14 protein-coding genes are annotated in these 18,274 nt (G+C 38.9%); 13 read left to right on the forward strand and 1 reads right to left on the reverse strand.

What is annotated here, in order from left to right:
- Window positions 1–139 precede the first annotated feature (139 nt).
- From icmF to C9J37_RS19400, 3 genes are all read left to right on the forward strand, one after another.
- A complete protein-coding gene (gene icmF / locus C9J37_RS19385) occupies window positions 140–3,388 on the forward strand; it encodes a fused isobutyryl-CoA mutase/GTPase IcmF (protein ID WP_107896690.1) in 3,249 nt (1,082 codons plus the stop codon).
- Between the two features lie 463 nt (window positions 3,389–3,851).
- Entirely contained in the window at window positions 3,852–4,379 is a 528-nt protein-coding gene (rpoE, locus tag C9J37_RS19390; protein ID WP_201262195.1) for a DNA-directed RNA polymerase subunit delta, read from the forward strand.
- A gap of 716 nt (window positions 4,380–5,095) precedes the next feature.
- Window positions 5,096–6,688: a CTP synthase gene (locus C9J37_RS19400; RefSeq protein WP_107896692.1), complete on the forward strand. Its 1,593-nt coding sequence runs from the start codon at window positions 5,096–5,098 to the stop codon at window positions 6,686–6,688.
- A gap of 74 nt (window positions 6,689–6,762) precedes the next feature.
- Here the strand turns inward: C9J37_RS19400 and C9J37_RS19405 are convergent, their stop codons facing one another.
- Window positions 6,763–7,290 (reverse strand): DUF2529 family protein, encoded by a 528-nt coding sequence (locus C9J37_RS19405; RefSeq protein WP_024362879.1) that lies wholly within the window; start codon window positions 7,288–7,290, stop codon window positions 6,763–6,765.
- A gap of 156 nt (window positions 7,291–7,446) precedes the next feature.
- On the opposite strand from C9J37_RS19405, the gene C9J37_RS19410 reads away from it, so the two are divergent.
- The 10 genes from C9J37_RS19410 to prmC all read left to right on the forward strand — a co-directional run bounded on the left by C9J37_RS19410 (window position 7,447) and on the right by prmC (window position 18,266).
- Window positions 7,447–7,806: a response regulator gene (locus C9J37_RS19410; RefSeq protein ID WP_024362880.1), complete on the forward strand. Its 360-nt coding sequence runs from the start codon at window positions 7,447–7,449 to the stop codon at window positions 7,804–7,806.
- A gap of 1,235 nt (window positions 7,807–9,041) precedes the next feature.
- On the forward strand, window positions 9,042–9,896 hold the full coding sequence (locus tag C9J37_RS19415; protein ID WP_024362881.1) for a class II fructose-bisphosphate aldolase: 855 nt from the start codon (window positions 9,042–9,044) through the stop codon (window positions 9,894–9,896).
- A 151-nt stretch (window positions 9,897–10,047) separates the two neighbouring features.
- On the forward strand, window positions 10,048–10,698 hold the full coding sequence (gene fsa, locus C9J37_RS19420) for a fructose-6-phosphate aldolase (protein ID WP_024362882.1): 651 nt from the start codon (window positions 10,048–10,050) through the stop codon (window positions 10,696–10,698).
- A gap of 60 nt (window positions 10,699–10,758) precedes the next feature.
- Window positions 10,759–12,045: a UDP-N-acetylglucosamine 1-carboxyvinyltransferase gene (locus tag C9J37_RS19425; protein ID WP_024362883.1), complete on the forward strand. Its 1,287-nt coding sequence runs from the start codon at window positions 10,759–10,761 to the stop codon at window positions 12,043–12,045.
- Between the two features lie 96 nt (window positions 12,046–12,141).
- Window positions 12,142–13,098, forward strand: coding sequence for a class II fructose-bisphosphatase (gene glpX, locus C9J37_RS19430; protein WP_024362884.1), 957 nt, complete (start codon window positions 12,142–12,144; stop codon window positions 13,096–13,098).
- 147 nt (window positions 13,099–13,245) lie between these two features.
- Window positions 13,246–14,529 carry a transcription termination factor Rho gene (gene rho, locus C9J37_RS19435; protein WP_107896693.1) on the forward strand — a complete coding sequence of 428 codons (1,284 nt, stop codon included), beginning with the start codon at window positions 13,246–13,248 and terminating at the stop codon, window positions 14,527–14,529.
- A gap of 523 nt (window positions 14,530–15,052) precedes the next feature.
- Window positions 15,053–15,256, forward strand: coding sequence for a 50S ribosomal protein L31 (rpmE, locus tag C9J37_RS19440; RefSeq protein ID WP_004269457.1), 204 nt, complete (start codon window positions 15,053–15,055; stop codon window positions 15,254–15,256).
- A gap of 247 nt (window positions 15,257–15,503) precedes the next feature.
- Window positions 15,504–16,076 carry a thymidine kinase gene (locus tag C9J37_RS19445; RefSeq protein ID WP_024362886.1) on the forward strand — a complete coding sequence of 191 codons (573 nt, stop codon included), beginning with the start codon at window positions 15,504–15,506 and terminating at the stop codon, window positions 16,074–16,076.
- A 266-nt stretch (window positions 16,077–16,342) separates the two neighbouring features.
- Window positions 16,343–17,419 (forward strand): peptide chain release factor 1, encoded by a 1,077-nt coding sequence (gene prfA, locus C9J37_RS19450; protein ID WP_024362887.1) that lies wholly within the window; start codon window positions 16,343–16,345, stop codon window positions 17,417–17,419.
- Entirely contained in the window at window positions 17,406–18,266 is an 861-nt protein-coding gene (gene prmC / locus C9J37_RS19455; RefSeq protein ID WP_107896694.1) for a peptide chain release factor N(5)-glutamine methyltransferase, read from the forward strand. The genes prfA and prmC overlap by 14 nt, the downstream gene beginning before the upstream one ends.
- Window positions 18,267–18,274: the final 8 nt, after the last annotated feature.

Here is an 18,274-nt window from a genome sequence, read left to right on the forward strand (position 1 = left end):
GCATTTAACAGTGATTCACTGCTTGCTAGCAAAGCATCGGTACGAAGCAAAATGGTTCTGTGTTTGTACTTTTTAAATGATGAAATCAATGCAAACATTGATGAAAAGATTTACTAAGGGGAGAAAGTAGGGGTTTCATATGACAAAGGTAGAAGTGTATCGTCCAAAAAATCACGTACGTTTTGTTACAGCATCAAGTCTTTTTGATGGTCATGATGCTTCGGTCAATATTATGCGACGGATTTTACAATCGAGCGGTGTGGAAGTCATTCATTTGGGACATAATCGCTCTGTAGAAGAAGTCGTCAATGCTGCGATTCAAGAGGATGCACAAGGCATTGCTGTATCTTCTTATCAAGGCGGCCATATGGAATACTTTAAATATATGTATGATTTACTGCGTGAGAAAGGTGCACCGCATATTAAAATATACGGCGGCGGTGGCGGTGTTATCTTGCCACGTGAAATTAAAGAATTACATGCTTACGGCGTTGCAGGTATTTACTCACCAGAAGATGGTCGTGTATTAGGGCTGCAAGGGATGATTAATGAGCAAATTAAAGGTACAGATTTTCCAACTGCAACTGGTGACTATTTAGAAAAGCTAGATGCTTTAACAACTGAAACACCAGAAATTTTAGCAAATTTAATAACGGCAGCTGAATCGAATAATGATGAAGAAACGAAAAGAATGCTAGAGGAAGCACGTAAACGCTCAAAAGGAACACCGATTTTAGGGATTACAGGTACAGGTGGTGCTGGTAAATCCTCTTTAACGGATGAGCTTATCCGTCGTTTTTTGAAAGAATTCCCAGAAAAGCGTGTAGCAATTTTATCGGTGGATCCAACAAAGCAAAAAACAGGTGGTGCTTTACTTGGAGATCGTATTCGTATGAATGCTATTTTCAATAATCGTGTCTATATGCGAAGTTTAGCAACACGTGGTTCTCGTACGGAGCTTTCGGCTTCTATTGGCGATGTATTGGATGTTGTACGTGTGGCAGGCTATGATTTAATCATCGTTGAAACAAGTGGTATTGGTCAAGGCGATGCAGAAATTACAAAATTCACTGATTTATCCATGTATGTAATGACGAGCGAATTTGGAGCACCGACACAGCTTGAGAAAATCGATATGATTGATTTTGCTGATGTCATTGCCATCAATAAATTTGAACGAAAAGGCTCAGAAGATGCACTACGTCAAGTACAGAAGCAATACCAACGTTCTCGAGAGCTTTGGGATGAACCAATCGATAAAATGCCTGTTTACGGCACGATTGCCAGTCAATTTAATGATAAAGGAACGAATGCGTTATTTGCTGCGTTGGTTCATATTATTAACGAAAAAACAGGTAGCGCTTGGGAAACCGGTTATGAACAATTTGCCAAAACGCAAAAACAGGATGTTATTATTCCGAATGATCGTCGCTATTATCTTCGTGAAATAACTGATACAGTGCGTGGCTATCATAAAAAAACAGAGCAGCAGGTTGCATTTGCTCGTCGCTTATTCCAATTAGAAGGTGCTATCGCAGCAGTAAAGGAAAAGGCGCCAGATGATGTCCTTGTCGCATCACTTACTTCTTTAGCGGAAGGTGTACGTGATGAATTAACAGCAGAATCGAAGCGTATTTTAGATAATTGGCAAGCATTGAAAGAAGCCTACGCTGGGGATGAGTTTGTAACCAAAGTGCGCGATAAGGAAATTCGTACAATTTTAACGACAACGAGTCTTTCAGGTACAAAAATACCGAAAGTTGTTCTGCCGAAGTTTGTAGACTACGGTGAAATTTTGCGTTGGGTATATCGTGAAAATGTACCAGGAGAATTCCCTTATACAGCAGGTGTATTCCAGTTCAAGCGTGAAGGAGAAGATCCGAAACGACAATTTGCCGGTGAGGGTACACCAGAACGTACAAATAAACGCTTCCACTATTTATCGAAAGATGATGATGCTAAACGTTTATCAACCGCGTTTGACTCGGTAACGCTCTATGGCGAGGATCCTGATTACCGTCCAGATATTTACGGTAAAGTTGGTGAATCAGGCGTCTCTATTTGTACGCTTGAGGATATGAAAAAGCTCTATGCAGGCTTTGACCTTTGTGCTCCTTCAACCTCTGTATCTATGACAATTAATGGACCAGCGCCAATTATTTTGGCGATGTTTATGAATACAGCTATTGATCAGCAAGTTCAATTACGAGAAAAAGAACTAGCAAGACCTTTAACAGTTGAAGAATTTACAGAGACGCGTGAGAAAACATTGCAGGTTGTGCGTGGTACAGTACAGGCTGATATTTTAAAAGAAGACCAAGGGCAAAATACATGTATTTTCTCTACGGAATTTGCGCTCCGCATGATGGGCGATATTCAACAATATTTTATCGACAAAAAAGTGCGTAACTACTATTCTGTCTCTATTTCCGGCTATCATATTGCAGAAGCGGGAGCGAACCCAATTTCACAGCTAGCATTTACGCTTGCAAATGGCTTTACGTATGTAGAATATTATTTAAGCCGAGGTATGAATATTGATGATTTCGCACCAAATCTATCATTCTTCTTCTCAAACGGTTTAGATCCGGAGTATACAGTAATTGGCCGTGTAGCACGTCGTATTTGGGCAGTTGTCATGCGCGATAAATACGGTGCAAATGACCGTGCACAAAAGCTTAAATATCATATCCAAACTTCTGGGCGAAGTTTGCATGCTCAAGAAATTGATTTTAATGATATTCGTACAACATTACAGGCACTTATGGCATTGCAAGATAATTGTAACTCTTTGCATACAAATGCATATGATGAAGCCATTACTACGCCAACAGAGGAATCAGTAAGACGGGCAATGGCGATACAAATGATTATTACTAAAGAACATGGCTTAGCGAAAAATGAAAATCCATTACAAGGTGCATTTATCGTTGAGGAATTGACGGATTTAGTAGAGGAAGCTGTGTTAGAAGAGTTTGATCGTATTAATGATCGTGGCGGTGTACTGGGTGCGATGGAAACCCAATATCAACGCGGTAAAATTCAAGAAGAATCCATGCATTATGAAATGTTAAAGCATTCAGGTGAATTACCAATCATCGGTGTTAACACATACTTAAACCCGAATCCGCCTACAGATGATGCGATCGACAATATGGAAATTGCTCGTGCGTCATCAGAAGAAAAAGAAACACAAATTCGCAATTTACAGTTATTCTGGCAACAGCATGAGGGGGCAACAGAAGCAGCGATAGCCCGCTTACAAGAGGTAGCTGTAAACAATGGCAATATTTTCGAAGAGCTAATGGAAACTGTAAAAGTAGCGAGTCTAGGACAAATTACAAAGGCCTTATATGAAGTCGGAGGACAATTCCGTCGCAATATGTAAAACAAAAGACTATGAATTTGCTTATTGAGGAACGGCAATGCTAGTTTATCCGAAAAACTGCTAATTTTTTAGTGTCTAGTCATACGATTAGGCACTTCTTTTTATTTTCGTTATAATAGAAATGTAAAAAAGAGGGGGGCGCAGTGGAGGATGAAATCAATAATTCACTACATTATTGTTTTAGCTTTAGTATTAGGAGTCATTTTCCTGTATAATAAGCAAATTGGCGCTATTCCTTTACTTTTATTATCGATATATTTGTTTTTTCTAGGGATAAAAAAAATGTGTAATATAAAAAACAGTAATTGAAGGTAGCAAAGAGACTAAAACATTGTATATAATGGGTATTATGCTTATGGTATGGAAAGTTACTTTTGTGCGGTCTTTTTTAGCTGCGCTCCGAAAATAAAGCACTATTTAATTTTAAAACGTCCATTGTGATGAGAGGAAGGAAGTGCACGAATTGAATTTTCGTGAAATGACAAAGGAACAATTAGCGGAAGAATCGTTAATTAACTTAGCTTATGCAATTTTAACAGAAAAACGTGCTTCAGTGTCATTTAATGACCTGCTTACAATTATTAAAGAGCTTGTTGGCTACAGTGATGAAGAAATAAAATCACGCCTACTACAATTCTACACTGATATGAACGTAGATGGACGTTTCTTATTCAATCAAGAAACTGGTTGGGGCTTACGTGAATGGTTTAAAGTTGAACAAATCGAAGAAGAAACAGCTCCTTCTGTGAAAACACATAAGAAAAAATCTAAAGCTGCTCTTGATGATGAAGATGATCTAGAGGAAGATTTAGACGAAGAGGAAATTGACTTCGATGAAGACTATGAAGAATTTGTTGAAGAAGAAATCGATGAAGAAAAAGAAGATATCGACTTTGATGAAGAAGATATAGAAGATATTGATGAAGAAATTGATGAAGATTTCATTGAAGATGATGAAGAATTTGAAGAAGAAGAAGAGGAAGAAGTGTAAGACGAACTTGCTTTGAATTTTCTTACTTTTTTACGTGTAGTAAAAATTCTTGACTTCTATCACGGTTACGTTTAATCTTTTACTTGGGCTCCTTAAAAAAAGGAGAAAGACCGTGTATATAATACGCTCCCCCTGCAAACCTATGCAGGAGGGGCGTTTTTTTGTTTTTAACTTGCTTTGGGAAGCTGAATTAAGTTAAAGGCTTGGCAGATGCTACAGTTTTAAAAGCCGCTTTTTTAGCAGGTTTGAATAAATCTGGACGCATACGCCGAGTGGGTAATTGATCAATATTCAGTCAAGCACTCCCATACGTATAGATAAGGATAGCAAGCTGTATGTTGCAAACTTCTTTCTGTATAGTAAATCGGTGACTGAGAATATGTTAGTGCTTCTAGTGAAGGGATAATGGAATTGCTCACAAGAGAGTAATGCAAAATCACTTTACGATGAAGGACAATGTAGAAAAGGAAAGTAAAAAAGAGATAGAAACGATTACAGCTTCGAATTGACTGCATCTTATGTAGGCATTCTCGGCTTTTCTTATTTTAGGGATAGGAAAGCATAGATGTTTCTTATTCAGGTCCATACAACGGTGTTGAACGTTTACATTACCTTCCTGCAATTAGGCGAATCGGTAAACATAAGTGACACATTGGATGGACGCAATATACTTTTTTTACTAACAAGATCTAGAACAACATAAGGAGGAATTTTTCATGACAAAGTATATTTTTGTAACAGGTGGGGTAGTGTCATCACTTGGAAAAGGGATTGTTGCAGCATCTCTAGGACGTTTATTAAAAAACCGTGGGTTAGAAGTTACAATTCAAAAATTTGACCCATATATCAATATCGACCCAGGTACAATGAGTCCTTATCAACATGGTGAGGTGTTTGTAACAGATGATGGTGCTGAGGCTGACTTAGACTTAGGTCACTATGAACGCTTTATCGACATTAACCTAGGAAAACATTCAACTGTGACATCTGGTCGCGTTTATCAATCTGTTTTACAAAAAGAACGTCGTGGTGATTACAACGGTGGAACAGTCCAAGTAATTCCTCATATTACAAATGAAATTAAAGATCGTATCCAACGCGCTGGACGTGAAACAAACGCAGATGTTGTTATTACAGAGGTTGGGGGAACTGTAGGCGATATTGAATCGCTACCATTCCTAGAAGCCATTCGTCAAATGAAAACAAACTTAGGTCATAACAATGTCATGTATGTACACTGTACACTAATTCCTTACATTAAAGCTGCTGGTGAATTAAAAACAAAACCAACACAACATTCTGTTAAAGAATTACGTTCTTTAGGGATTCAACCAAATATTATCGTTGTGCGTACAGAACAAGAAGTACCACAAGATATGAAAGAAAAACTAGCATTATTCTGTGACGTACAACCTCATGAAATTATTGAATCTCGTGATGCAGAGCATTTATATGAAGTACCTTTAAATCTTCATGCACAAGATTTCGATGATATCGTGCTTGATCATTTCGGCATTGAAGCGCCAGAGGCAGATATGGAAGAATGGCGTGAACTTGTGGCAAAAGTGAAGAGCTTACCAAATAAACGCAGAGTGGCATTAGTAGGTAAATATGTTGAGCTACAAGATGCTTATATTTCAGTAGTAGAAGCGTTAAAACATGCAGGTTATGCGTTTAACTCTGATATTGATATTGATTGGATTAATGCAGAGCATGTAGATGCTGATAATGTTGTATCGTTACTTAAAGGTGCAGATGCTATTTTAGTTCCTGGTGGCTTTGGTGATCGCGGTGTTGAGGGCAAAATTTTAGCTACGCAATATGCTCGTGAGAACAATGTACCATTCTTAGGAATTTGCTTAGGTATGCAATTAGCAACAATTGAATTTGCTCGTAACGTACTAGGCTTAAAAGGAGCACATTCTACAGAGCTTGATGCAGAAACACAGTATCCTATTATTGATTTCCTACCAGATCAAAACGATAGCGTAGATATTGGTGGAACATTACGTTTAGGTTTATATCCATGTAAGTTAAAAGAAGGTTCAAAAGCAAGTGATGCTTATGGCAAAGAGCTTGTCTATGAACGTCACCGTCATCGTTATGAATTTAACAATGAGTACCGTGAAGCAATGGAAGCAGAAGGTCTTGTATTCTCAGGAACAAGCCCAGATGGAAAATTAGTGGAAATCATTGAACTACCAGAAAACAATTTCTTTGTAGCATGCCAATTCCACCCAGAGTTCGTGTCACGTCCAAACCGTCCACAACCATTATTCCGTGATTTCATCGGTGCAACATTTAAATAATACTAAAAAGGATGTCTCGTTATGACGAGACATCCTTTTGTTTATAGCTTTTTTGTGTGCATATTAAGAAACGATTATAGTTCCTCATCCAAGCCAAGCATTTCATCATAAATTACTTTTACAGCTTCATAAATGAACAGTGCAGCTATTGCATGCGGTACAACGATACGCTCACCTAAATCATTAGGCATTAAACCACCGCGCATACGAGTGGAGATATATGTATACGCTAAATCGGCTAATGGATTTTCGTTATTTGCTACTTCACTCGCTACTGCTGCAAATGGTATAAATTGAGCACTCAATTTTTGTGCTAATGCTAATGCTTCCTGATCATGTGCACTGCGTGTAAAAATACAGATGCGATCTGCTTCGCTAACGACTGTATGCTCGGTCCAAGGGAGTAGCTTAGAAAAACGCTCAACACCTTGAAGTGCATTTAATTCGACAACTTGCATTTCACCAAAGCAAGCAAAGTAGACATTGCCTTCGCCTATCGCAGCTTGTGCAAGTAATCGTGCTGTTTCTTCAATAGCTTCTTCTTCATTTTGTGTTATTCTTTGTAATAATCCGCTCAACTGTGTTGTTAGAATTTTTGACATGATTCCACCTCAATCAATATTATATGGATGTGTGAAGCATAAAGCAAAAGAGTAGATAATTTATAATACTAGAAGGTATTAAGCTGTAAAAGGAGAATATTACATATATAGATCTTTTTGTGCAAGAATAATAATTCAAAAAGGGCGGAATGCAATGTGAAACGATTACTAATTGTTGATGATCAGCAGGGAATTCGTTTGCTATTAAATGAAGTATTAAAAAAAGAAGGTTACGTTACATATTTAGCAGCGAATGGCGCTGAGGCACTACGTTATGCAGAGGAAGAATCGATAGACTGTGTATTGCTAGACATGAAGATTCCTGGCATGGATGGCATAGAAATTTTAAAGCGTTTAAAAGAGAAATGGCCCGAATTACCTGTCTTTATGATGACAGCATACGGTGAATTAGATGTTGTTCAGGAGGCATTGGAATTAGGGGCAATTCGATATTTTACGAAGCCATTTGATATTTTTGAAGTGCGTGACGAAGTAAATAAAACGTTAAAAACATAGTTAAGCAGGCAGTGGCAAACACCGCCTGTTTTTTTATACTTGTTGTAAATAAATAATGCTACCTAACTGTTTTGCACTAGACTTTCATTCAAAATTATACGATGCTCAGACATAACTTTGGAATTTATAATTTTGATTTACTTTGTTTCGCAATAGAAAAAACTTTGCAGATAGCACAAGGTGATGGTAGCGAAGACGGTGACTCCTGCGGAAAGCACCGCCGTAGCGGACAACAACGGCATAGAGAAAAAGTGTGAGATTGATTGGGTTCAATCTCACACTTTTTCTCTTATGTCCCAGCCACTTATAGAAAAAGGCCCCTGTCGCTGCGTTGCACTACGCTTACGGTGCTAAAATATAAGCCCCTGAAATTTCTTTTCAGGTGCTTATAGAAAAAAAGGCCCCTGTCGCTGCGTTGCACTCCGCTTTCGGGGCAAAAATATAAGCACCTGAAATTTCTTTTCAGGTGCTAAAAAAGAAGTGCCCTGTCGCTGCGTTGCACTACGCTATCGGGCAGAAAATATAAGCCCCTGAAATTTCTTTTCAGGTGCTTATAGAAAAAAAGTGCCCCTGTCGCTGCGTTGCACTACGCTATCGGGGCAAAAATATAAGCACCTGAAATTTCTTTTCAGGTGCTAAAAAAGAAGTGCCCTGTCGCTGCGTTGCACTACGCTATCGGGCAGAAAATATAAGCACCTGAAATTTCTTTTCAGGTGCTTATAGAAAAAAAGCCCCTGTCGCTGCGTTGCACTACGCTATCGGGGCAAAAATATAAGCCCCTGAAATTTCTTTTTTATTTAAAGAGGCACCTGCCGCTGCGTTAGCACTACGCTTTCGGTGCAGAAAATATAAGCCCCTGAAATTTCTTTTCAGGTGCTAAAAAAGAAGTGCCCTGCCGCTGCGTTGCACTACGCTTTCGGTGCAGAAAATATAAGCACCTGAAATTTCTTTTCAGGTGCTAAAAAAGAAGTGCCCTGTCGCTGCGTTGCACTACGCTATCGGGCAGAAAATATAAGCACCTGAAATTTCTTTTTTATTTAAAAAGGCCCCTGTCGCTGTGTTGCACTTCGCTATCGGGGCTTATAGAAAAAAAGTGCCCCTGTCGCTGCGTTGCACTTCGCTATCGGGGCAGAAAATATAAGCACCTGAAATTTCTTTTCAGGTGCTTATATTTTTGCTATGATTGAATAGCACAATTATGTATAAAGAATAGTCCTAAAAGGAGGATTTTTAGTATGGCATTAGTATCTATGAAAGAGATGTTAATTAAAGCAAAGGCAGAAGGTTATGCAGTTGGTCAATTCAACATCAACAACCTTGAATGGACGCAAGCAATTTTACAAGCAGCAGAAGAAGAGAAATCACCGGTTATCCTTGGCGTATCTGAGGGCGCAGGTAAATATATGGGCGGATTTATTTCAGTTGTACACATGGTAAAAGGTTTAATGGAATCTTATGGTACGACAGTGCCAGTAGCTATTCACCTTGACCATGGTTCAAGCTTTGAAAAATGTAAAGAAGCGATTGATGCTGGATTTACTTCTGTTATGATTGATGCATCACATCATCCTTTCGAAGAAAATATTGCAATTACTTCAAAAGTAGTTGAATATGCACATGCGAAAGGCGTTTCTGTAGAAGCTGAGCTTGGAACAGTTGGCGGCGACGAGGATGGCGTAATTGGTGGTATTATGTACGCTGATCCAGAAGAGTGCCGTAAAATGGTTGAATTAACAGATATTGATTGCTTAGCACCAGCGCTTGGCTCTGTTCATGGTCCATACAAAGGCGAACCAAACTTAGGTTTCAAAGAAATGGAAGAAATCTCTAAATTAGCAGATCTTCCTTTAGTATTACATGGTGGTACAGGTATTCCAACAAAAGATATTCAACGTTCCATTTCATTAGGTACCGCTAAAATTAACGTGAATACTGAAAATCAAATCGCTGCCACAAAAGTGATTCGTGAAATCCTTGACAACGATAAAGTTGTTTACGATCCACGTAAATTCCTAGCACCAGCTCGTGAAGCAATTAAAACAACAGTTATCGGTAAAATCCGTGAATTTGGTAGTGCACAAAAAGCATAAATTTTGCTTCACATATGGTACAAAAGCATAGATGAATACACATAATAAGAGAAGTGTTGATGCTAGCAATCGACCTTCTCTTGTTTTTGAAATCATAACTTTTTTGAAAAAAATTAATAATATAAATAAATAGGGTTAGGGAGGAAATATTATGAAATTTTTTATTGATACAGCAAACTTTGATGAAATTAAAGAAGCACACGCATGGGGCATTTTATCAGGCGTTACAACAAACCCATCATTAGTGGCAAAAGAGGAGAACGTATCTTTCCATGATCGTCTACGTGAAATTGCCGAGCTAGTTGATGGCTCAGTAAGTGGAGAAGTTATTGCATTAGATGCTGAAGGTATGATTAAAGAAGGTCTAGAATTAGCGGCTATTGCACCGAATATTACAGTGAAATTACCAATGACACCGGCTGGTTTAGAAGCGTGTCGCTTCTTTGCAAACAAAGGCATTAAAACAAACGTAACACTAATTTTCAGTGCCAACCAAGCATTAATGGCTGCGCGTGCAGGTGCTACATATGTATCACCATTTATCGGCCGTTTAGATGATATTGGTCAAAATGGTGTTGAACTTATCGAAACAATTTCAGATATTTTCACAATCCATAATATTGAAACACAAATTATTGCTGCTTCTATTCGTCACCCGCAACATGTAACGGCAGCAGCTCTTGCTGGGGCACATATTTCAACAACTCCTTTCAAAGTGTTAAAACAACTTTTCCACCATCCATTAACGGAAAAAGGAATTGAAGGATTTTTAGCGGATTGGAATAAGCGAAAAGGTGAATAATAAGATTATAAAGTGAGTCAAATGCAAAAATTACTTTCCAATCATGAGGGAGAACGCGAAATGGATGTTTATAAAATTACAGGCGAAAATCGTCTAAAGGGTACAATTAAAGTTAGTGGTGCAAAAAATAGTGCAGTCGCCTTAATTCCAGCATCAATTTTGGCGAACTCTCCAGTGACAATTGGAGGGATTCCCGAAATTTCAGATGCTTGGACTTTAAAAGCCTTGTTAGAAGAGATTGGTGGAGAAGTACAATTTGAGGATGGCAAAATGATTATTGATCCATCCGATATGGTTGCACTACCGTTGCCAAATGGTAATGTTAAAAAACTCCGCGCCTCTTATTATTTAATGGGTGCCATGCTTGGTCGCTTCAAAAAGGCTGTCATTGGTTTGCCTGGTGGCTGTTTCTTAGGGCCGCGTCCAATCGATCAACACATTAAAGGGTTTGAAGCCCTTGGCGCTAAAATTACTAACGAGCATGGTGCGATTTATTTACGTGCTGAAGAATTAATCGGTGCTAAAATTTATTTAGACGTGGCAAGTGTTGGCGCAACGATTAATATTATGCTTGCTGCGGTACGTGCAAAGGGACGTACGGTTATTGAAAATGCCGCAAAAGAACCTGAAATAATTGACGTAGCTACACTCCTTACGAATATGGGTGCCAATATTAAAGGTGCGGGTACAAGTGTTATTCGTATCGAAGGTGTTGAGGAACTGCATGGAACGGAACATACTATTATTCCAGACCGTATTGAAGCGGCTACATTTATGATAATGGCAGCAGCAGTTGGGGACGGCATTACGATAGATAATGTCATTCCATTGCATTTAGAGGCAATTACAGCAAAACTTCGTGAAATGGGCGTCAAGATTGACATAGACGAGGAAAGTATTTTTGTTCCCAAAACAGACCTTTCTACATTGCAAGCGGTTGACGTCAAAACGATAGTTTATCCTGGATTCCCTACGGATATTCAGCAGCCACTTTCGGTGTTAATGACGCAAGCACTTGGCTCTTCAAAGATCACAGATACCATCTATACGGCTCGTTTTAAGCATATTGATGAACTGCGTCGTATGAATGCCAACGCACGTGTAGAAGGAAATACAGCGATAATTACTGGTCCAAGTAAATTACATGGCTCAAGTGTCACTGCGACAGACCTTCGCGCAGGTGCAGCATTAGTGCTAGCTGGCTTATTAGCTGAAGGTGAAACTGAAATTCATGATATCTATCATATTGAACGTGGCTATAGCTCACTTATTGAAAAATTACGTGACTTAGGCGCAGATATTCGACGTGAAACAATTATGGTTAGCGTTGCAGAGGCAAAGGAGTAATGTAAGGTAAAAGTTTTGAGCCAATTATGTTACAATAAAGGTAATTTGAATGTTTCGGTAAAATAAAACATGCCGATAACGGGAGGCAAAACAACAATGGAACGCAGTTTATCGATGGAAGTAGTACGAGTAACAGAGGCAGCAGCAATCGCATCCGGGAAATGGATGGGTCGCGGTTTGAAAATTGAGGCAGATGATGCAGCAACGACAGCAATGCGCTCAATGTTCGATACGATTCCAATGCATGCTACAGTAGTAATTGGGGAAGGCGAAATGGACGAAGCACCAATGCTTTATATTGGTGAGGAACTTGGTCTTCGTAATGGCGGTCCCAAAGTAGATATAGCAGTCGATCCTTTAGAAGGTACTAATATAGTGGCAAAAGGTACAAATGGTGCTATGACAGTATTAGCCATTGCTGATAAAGGTAATCTATTAAATGCACCAGATATGTACATGGAGAAAATTGCTGTAGGACCAGAAGCGGCAGGAAAAGTTGATATTAACGCCTCTGTTACTTATAATTTATTACAAGTAGCAAAAGCAAAAAATAAAGATATTTCAGATGTAGTAGCTACTCTATTAGATCGCCCACGCCATCAAGCGATAGTAGATGAGATTCGTGAAGCGGGAGCTCGTATTAAATTTATTCAAGATGGAGATGTGGGAGCAGCGATTAACACTGCGTTCGATGAAACAGGCATCGACATTATGTTCGGTATGGGCGGTGCGCCTGAGGGTGTTATATCGGCTGTTGCATTAAAATGCCTTGGCGGAGACTTCCAGGCTAAATTAGTGCCAGAAGATGAAGAACAGTTAGAACGCTGTAAACAAATGGGCGTAGATGTAGATAAAGTTCTTTACTTAGATGATTTAGTAAAAGGTGACGATGCAATTTTTGCAGCAACAGCTGTTACAGATTGTGAGCTATTAAAAGGTGTGCAGTACAAAGGTGCTTATGCATTAACGCATTCGGTCGTTATGCGAGCGAAGTCGGGTACTGTCCGTTTTGTAGAAGGTCGTCACGCTCTTGATAAAAAACCTAGCTATTAATAATATTTTCTTCTAAAATATACCTAGTGCAACTATTTGCACTAGGTACCTTCTTCTTCATTTAAACCATCCTATAGTTTTACTTTAAAACTTCTATGTTTACCCCAATACATGCATTATATTTTGAAAAAGACTGGAGTTGTGCATATGTCTACATTGACAATCGCTCAATTAGAAAACATGACGTTAAAAGAGCTTTACGCCCTCGCACGCCAATACAAAATTTCTTATTATAGCAAACTAACGAAAAAGGAATTAATTTTCGCTATTTTGAAAACACGTTCAGAGCAAGAGGGTTATTTCTTTATGGAGGGGGTACTTGAGATTGTATCGCAAGAGGGCTTTGGTTTCCTTCGACCAATCAATTACTCACCGAGTAAAGAGGATATTTATATTTCTGCTTCTCAAATACGTCGTTTTGATCTTCGTAATGGGGATAAAGTGTCTGGTAAAGTGCGTCCCCCTAAAGAAAATGAACGTTACTATGGATTACTGCAGGTGGATGCTGTAAATGGAGAAGATCCTGAAGTAGCAAAAGAACGTGTTCACTTCCCAGCGTTGACGCCGTTATATCCTGATCGCCAAATCAAGCTTGAAACTACACAGCGCAATTTATCGACTCGAATTATGGATTTAGTAGCGCCAGTAGGATTTGGTCAACGTGGATTAATCGTTGCGCCACCAAAGGCTGGTAAAACATCATTATTAAAAGAAATTGCTAACGCTATTACAACAAACCATCCTGAGGCAGAGTTAATCGTCTTACTTATCGATGAACGTCCAGAGGAGGTAACGGATATTGAGCGTTCTGTGAATGCGGATGTCGTAAGTTCTACTTTCGATGAAGTACCGGAAAATCATGTGAAGGTAGCAGAAATCGTGTTAGAACGAGCACGCCGCTTAGTAGAGCATAAACGGGACGTGATTATTTTAATGGACTCCATTACACGTCTTGCTCGTGCATATAACTTAGTTATTCCTCCAAGTGGTCGTACGCTGTCAGGTGGTATCGATCCTGCGGCCTTCCATAGACCAAAACGATTCTTCGGTTCTGCTCGTAATATTGAAGAAGGTGGTAGCTTAACAATTTTAGCTACAGCTTTAGTAGATACAGGTTCACGTATGGACGAAGTTATTTATGAAGAGTTTAAAGGGACGGGTAACTTAGAGTTGCACTTAGATCGTCAATTAGCAGAGCGTCGTATTTTCCCTGCGCTTGATATTCGTCGTTCAGGTACACGTAAGGAAGAATTGCTTCTTGAGCCAGACCAACTTGAAAAACTATGGGCAATCCGAAAAACATTTTCAGATGCGCCAGATTTTGCAGAGCGTTTCTTAAGAAAGATACGTACAACAAAATCAAACGAAGAATTTTTCGAAAAGCTAAATGAAGATATGAAAAAAGCCACTAAAGGTAAAGGCCTACTTTAAGGTGCCAGTCACCCAAACAATTCTGACTTTTTATAGCACTGCTAGTAGGAGCTAAGTGTCAGTCACCCAAACAATTTGTCTACATTCGGAAACACCAGTAACGAATTGTCGTTACTGGTGTTTTTTATGGCTTCAATAATAGTAAAGCTATATTGATAATCATTATCAATAAGTGTTTGAGAAGAACGTATTGCTTTTGGCTACGAAGTGAATACTACTTGAAGTAGAGCCTTTAAAAGAGCACAGAACATATGATTTTATTGCATTCTAGTAAAGTAAGATTAATTGCGGGTGCATTTGCAGATGGGTTTTAGCGTTAAATAGTGCCAAGCTATTTTGCGAAGTTCGTGGGTAATGACATGATAATAGTTTTCAATATTTTTTGCTTGATAACAATAAAATAACTATGTTATACTTCAAAAGTATGCAACGTGTACATATGTAGCCGACATATTCGGGCTATGTAAGGTACAGTTCGAATTACTCTGTTCCAGATGGTTCAGGGCGAGAGGAGAAAACGAATATGAAACAAGGAATTCATCCAGACTACAAAGAAGCAACAGTAACTTGCTCTTGTGGTAACACTTTCAAAACTGGTTCAGTAAAAGAAAACATCGTTGTCGAGTTCTGCAACGAATGTCACCCATTCTATACTGGCCGTCAAAAATTCGCGTCTGCTGATGGTCGCGTGGATCGTTTCAACAAAAAATACGGTCTTAAAAACTAATGTTAGTTTAATACCTGCCAAGCATGTGCTTGGCAGGTATTTTTTTCAGTATTTAAAAAGTGCAAGCAATCATTGCGTCTTAGAGTATAGGTTTCTTTCGCAACGTTGCGCGCGTTTAATATATAACAACAGTAGAGCGGATTTTGAAATTTTAAGCCGACCCACAGCTATAATCGTTTGGGCTTAAAGCTAATTGCTAAAATAATTCCTTTCAAAATCCAATGACAACAGGGAGGGAGAAAATACAATGGCACAGCTATACTATAAACATGGCGCGATGAATAGTGGCAAATCAATAGAAATCTTAAAAGTTGCTCATAACTATGAAGAGCAGCAAAAGCCTGTCATGATATTCACATCAGGTCTTGATACACGTGATGAGGTTGGATTTGTTTCAAGTCGAGTAGGCTTAAGACAAGAGGCTATTCCAATTTATGAGGATACGAATATTTTTGAACTTGTAAAAAATAATGAAGTAAAGCCATACTGCGTGCTTGTAGATGAAGTGCAATTTTTAAAAAAGGCACATGTGCTACAATTAGCGAATATTGTGGACGAACTAGACATTCCCGTGATGGGCTTTGGCCTAAAGAATGATTTCCAAAATGAATTATTTGAGGGTAGTCAGTATATGCTTACATATGCAGATAAAATTGAAGAAATGAAAACGATTTGCTGGTTCTGCCATAAAAAAGCAACGATGAATTTACGTGTCGATGATAATGGTAAACCTGTGTATACAGGCGATCAAATAAAAATCGGAGGTAACGATTCTTACTATCCTGTTTGTCGAAAGTGCCACGCACATCCACCGCTTTAAAGTTGTGTTAACATGGAAGTGGACTATTGTTAATTTCATCGTATGGCTATCATGATTTTAAGCAATCCACCGAATAATTGTAGCATACACGCGGAATTTTCCTTATACTAAGTAAGGGAAATATTCCATGCATATAATTACGCCTAACGTAATCCGTAGCCGGGATAATTAACAAATAGAGGAAAATAGTGTTCGTCTCATTCACTTTAAAGAGAGGCGGACTTCTACTTGAATATAGATAAATGAACTAAATAGAGGTGAAGCCCATGTTTGATAGACTACAAGCAGTAGAGGATCGTTATGAAAGGCTAAATGAGCTTTTAAGTGATCCTGATATTGTAAACGACAGTAAAAAATTACGTGAATATTCAAAGGAACAATCGGATATTCAAGAGACAGTGGATGCTTATCGTGAATATAAAAGTGTTAAAGATCAACTAGTTGATACACGAGAAATGTTAGAGAATGAAAAAGATCCGGATATGCACGAGATGGTAAAAGAAGAATTCAACTCATTAAAAGAACAGCAAGAAGAGTTGGAAGAACGTCTTCGTGTTTTATTAATTCCGAAAGATCCGAATGACAATAAAAACGTTATTATGGAGATTCGTGGTGCAGCCGGCGGTGATGAGGCAAATATTTTCGCAGGTGACTTATTCCGTATGTATTCTCGCTATGCTGAAACACAAGGCTGGAAAATCGATATTATGGAAGCGACACCAAACCCAATGGGCGGCTACAAAGAAGTAATCTTTATGATTAACGGGCAAGGCGCTTATTCTAAATTTAAATTTGAAAATGGTGCACACCGTGTACAACGTGTACCAGCAACAGAATCACAAGGACGTATTCATACATCAACAGCGACAGTGGCTTGCTTACCGGAAGTTGAAGAAGTAGATGTTGAAATTCACGAAAAAGATATCCGTGTCGATACATTTGCATCTTCAGGCGCAGGTGGGCAATCGGTAAATACAACGATGTCAGCTGTTCGTATGACCCATTTACCAACAGGTGTTGTTGTATCAATGCAGGATGAACGTTCACAAATTAAAAACCGTGAAAAAGCGATGAAAATTCTTCGTGCACGTGTAGCAGATATGTATTTACAAGAAGCACAAAAAGAAATTGATGCAACACGTAAGTCAGCAGTAGGTTCGGGAGACCGTTCAGAGCGTATCCGCACATACAATTATCCACAAAACCGTGTCACAGATCATCGCATTGGCTTAACAATTCAAAAGCTAGATCAAATCGTTGAGGGTAGACTAGACGAAATTATTGATGCGCTAATCTTAGAAGAGCAAGCATCGAAGTTAGAGCGACTTAATGATGACCTATAAAAATGTAATGGAGGCCCTTGATTGGGCTTCTTCTTTTTTAGTGGATAATGGACGCGAAGAGACTGCTGCTCGTATTGTCATGCAGCATGTACTCGGCACAACGTATTCGGCTGTGATGTTACACTTGCAAGATACCTTAACCTTTGAGCAAAGTGAACGGTTTGAAAAATTGATTGAAGAGCATGCAAGTGGCCGACCTGTGCAGTATTGTATTGGTAGCGAAGAATTTTACGGACGTACATTTATAGTAGATGAGTCGGTGCTTATTCCGAGACCTGAAACTGAAGAATTAGTGCTGGCAACAACCAATCGAATTGGCCAATTATTTGAAAACAAAACGCTAAAGCTAGCAGATATCGGAACAGGTAGCGGTGCTATTGCCATTTCTATGAAGCTAGAATGTCCAGAATTAACAGTTGTAGCAACCGATGTATCTGTTGCGGCATTAGCTACTGCCAAAAAAAATGCACAATTACTAGCTGCGGATATTGATTTCCGTCTAGGCGATTTAACAGCACCTTTAGTTGGGGAAAAGTTTGATATTGTGTTATCGAACCCTCCATATATCGCCTTTGAAGAAGCGAAGGATATGTCTAGCATTGTGTTGGAGCATGAACCGCATAGCGCTCTTTTTGCAGAAGAGGACGGGCTTGTGTTATATCGTAAACTAGCACAACAGCTTCCGGCCCTAATGAATAAGCCAGCTTTAATTGGACTGGAAATTGGTTATACACAGGGAGAGCAAGTAGCGAAATTTTTTAAAGAAAGTTTTCCACAGGCTAGTATTACCGTGGAAAAAGATATTAATGGAAAACCTCGTATGGTTTTTTGTGAAATTCATGTATAAAGATCATC

Source organism: Lysinibacillus mangiferihumi (assembly GCF_003049665.1).
Lineage (GTDB): Bacteria > Bacillota > Bacilli > Bacillales_A > Planococcaceae > Lysinibacillus > Lysinibacillus mangiferihumi.

Coding starts and splice junctions, on each gene's coding strand:
- icmF (WP_107896690.1), top strand. CDS start 140: ATGACAAAGGTAGAAGTGTATCGTCCAAAAAATCACGTACGTTTTGTT.
- C9J37_RS19400 (WP_107896692.1), top strand. CDS start 5,096: ATGACAAAGTATATTTTTGTAACAGGTGGGGTAGTGTCATCACTTGGA.
- C9J37_RS19405 (WP_024362879.1), bottom strand. CDS start 7,290: ATGTCAAAAATTCTAACAACACAGTTGAGCGGATTATTACAAAGAATA.
- C9J37_RS19415 (WP_024362881.1), top strand. CDS start 9,042: ATGGCATTAGTATCTATGAAAGAGATGTTAATTAAAGCAAAGGCAGAA.
- fsa (WP_024362882.1), top strand. CDS start 10,048: ATGAAATTTTTTATTGATACAGCAAACTTTGATGAAATTAAAGAAGCA.
- C9J37_RS19425 (WP_024362883.1), top strand. CDS start 10,759: ATGGATGTTTATAAAATTACAGGCGAAAATCGTCTAAAGGGTACAATT.
- glpX (WP_024362884.1), top strand. CDS start 12,142: ATGGAACGCAGTTTATCGATGGAAGTAGTACGAGTAACAGAGGCAGCA.
- rho (WP_107896693.1), top strand. CDS start 13,246: ATGTCTACATTGACAATCGCTCAATTAGAAAACATGACGTTAAAAGAG.
- rpmE (WP_004269457.1), top strand. CDS start 15,053: ATGAAACAAGGAATTCATCCAGACTACAAAGAAGCAACAGTAACTTGC.
- C9J37_RS19445 (WP_024362886.1), top strand. CDS start 15,504: ATGGCACAGCTATACTATAAACATGGCGCGATGAATAGTGGCAAATCA.
- prfA (WP_024362887.1), top strand. CDS start 16,343: ATGTTTGATAGACTACAAGCAGTAGAGGATCGTTATGAAAGGCTAAAT.
- prmC (WP_107896694.1), top strand. CDS start 17,406: ATGATGACCTATAAAAATGTAATGGAGGCCCTTGATTGGGCTTCTTCT.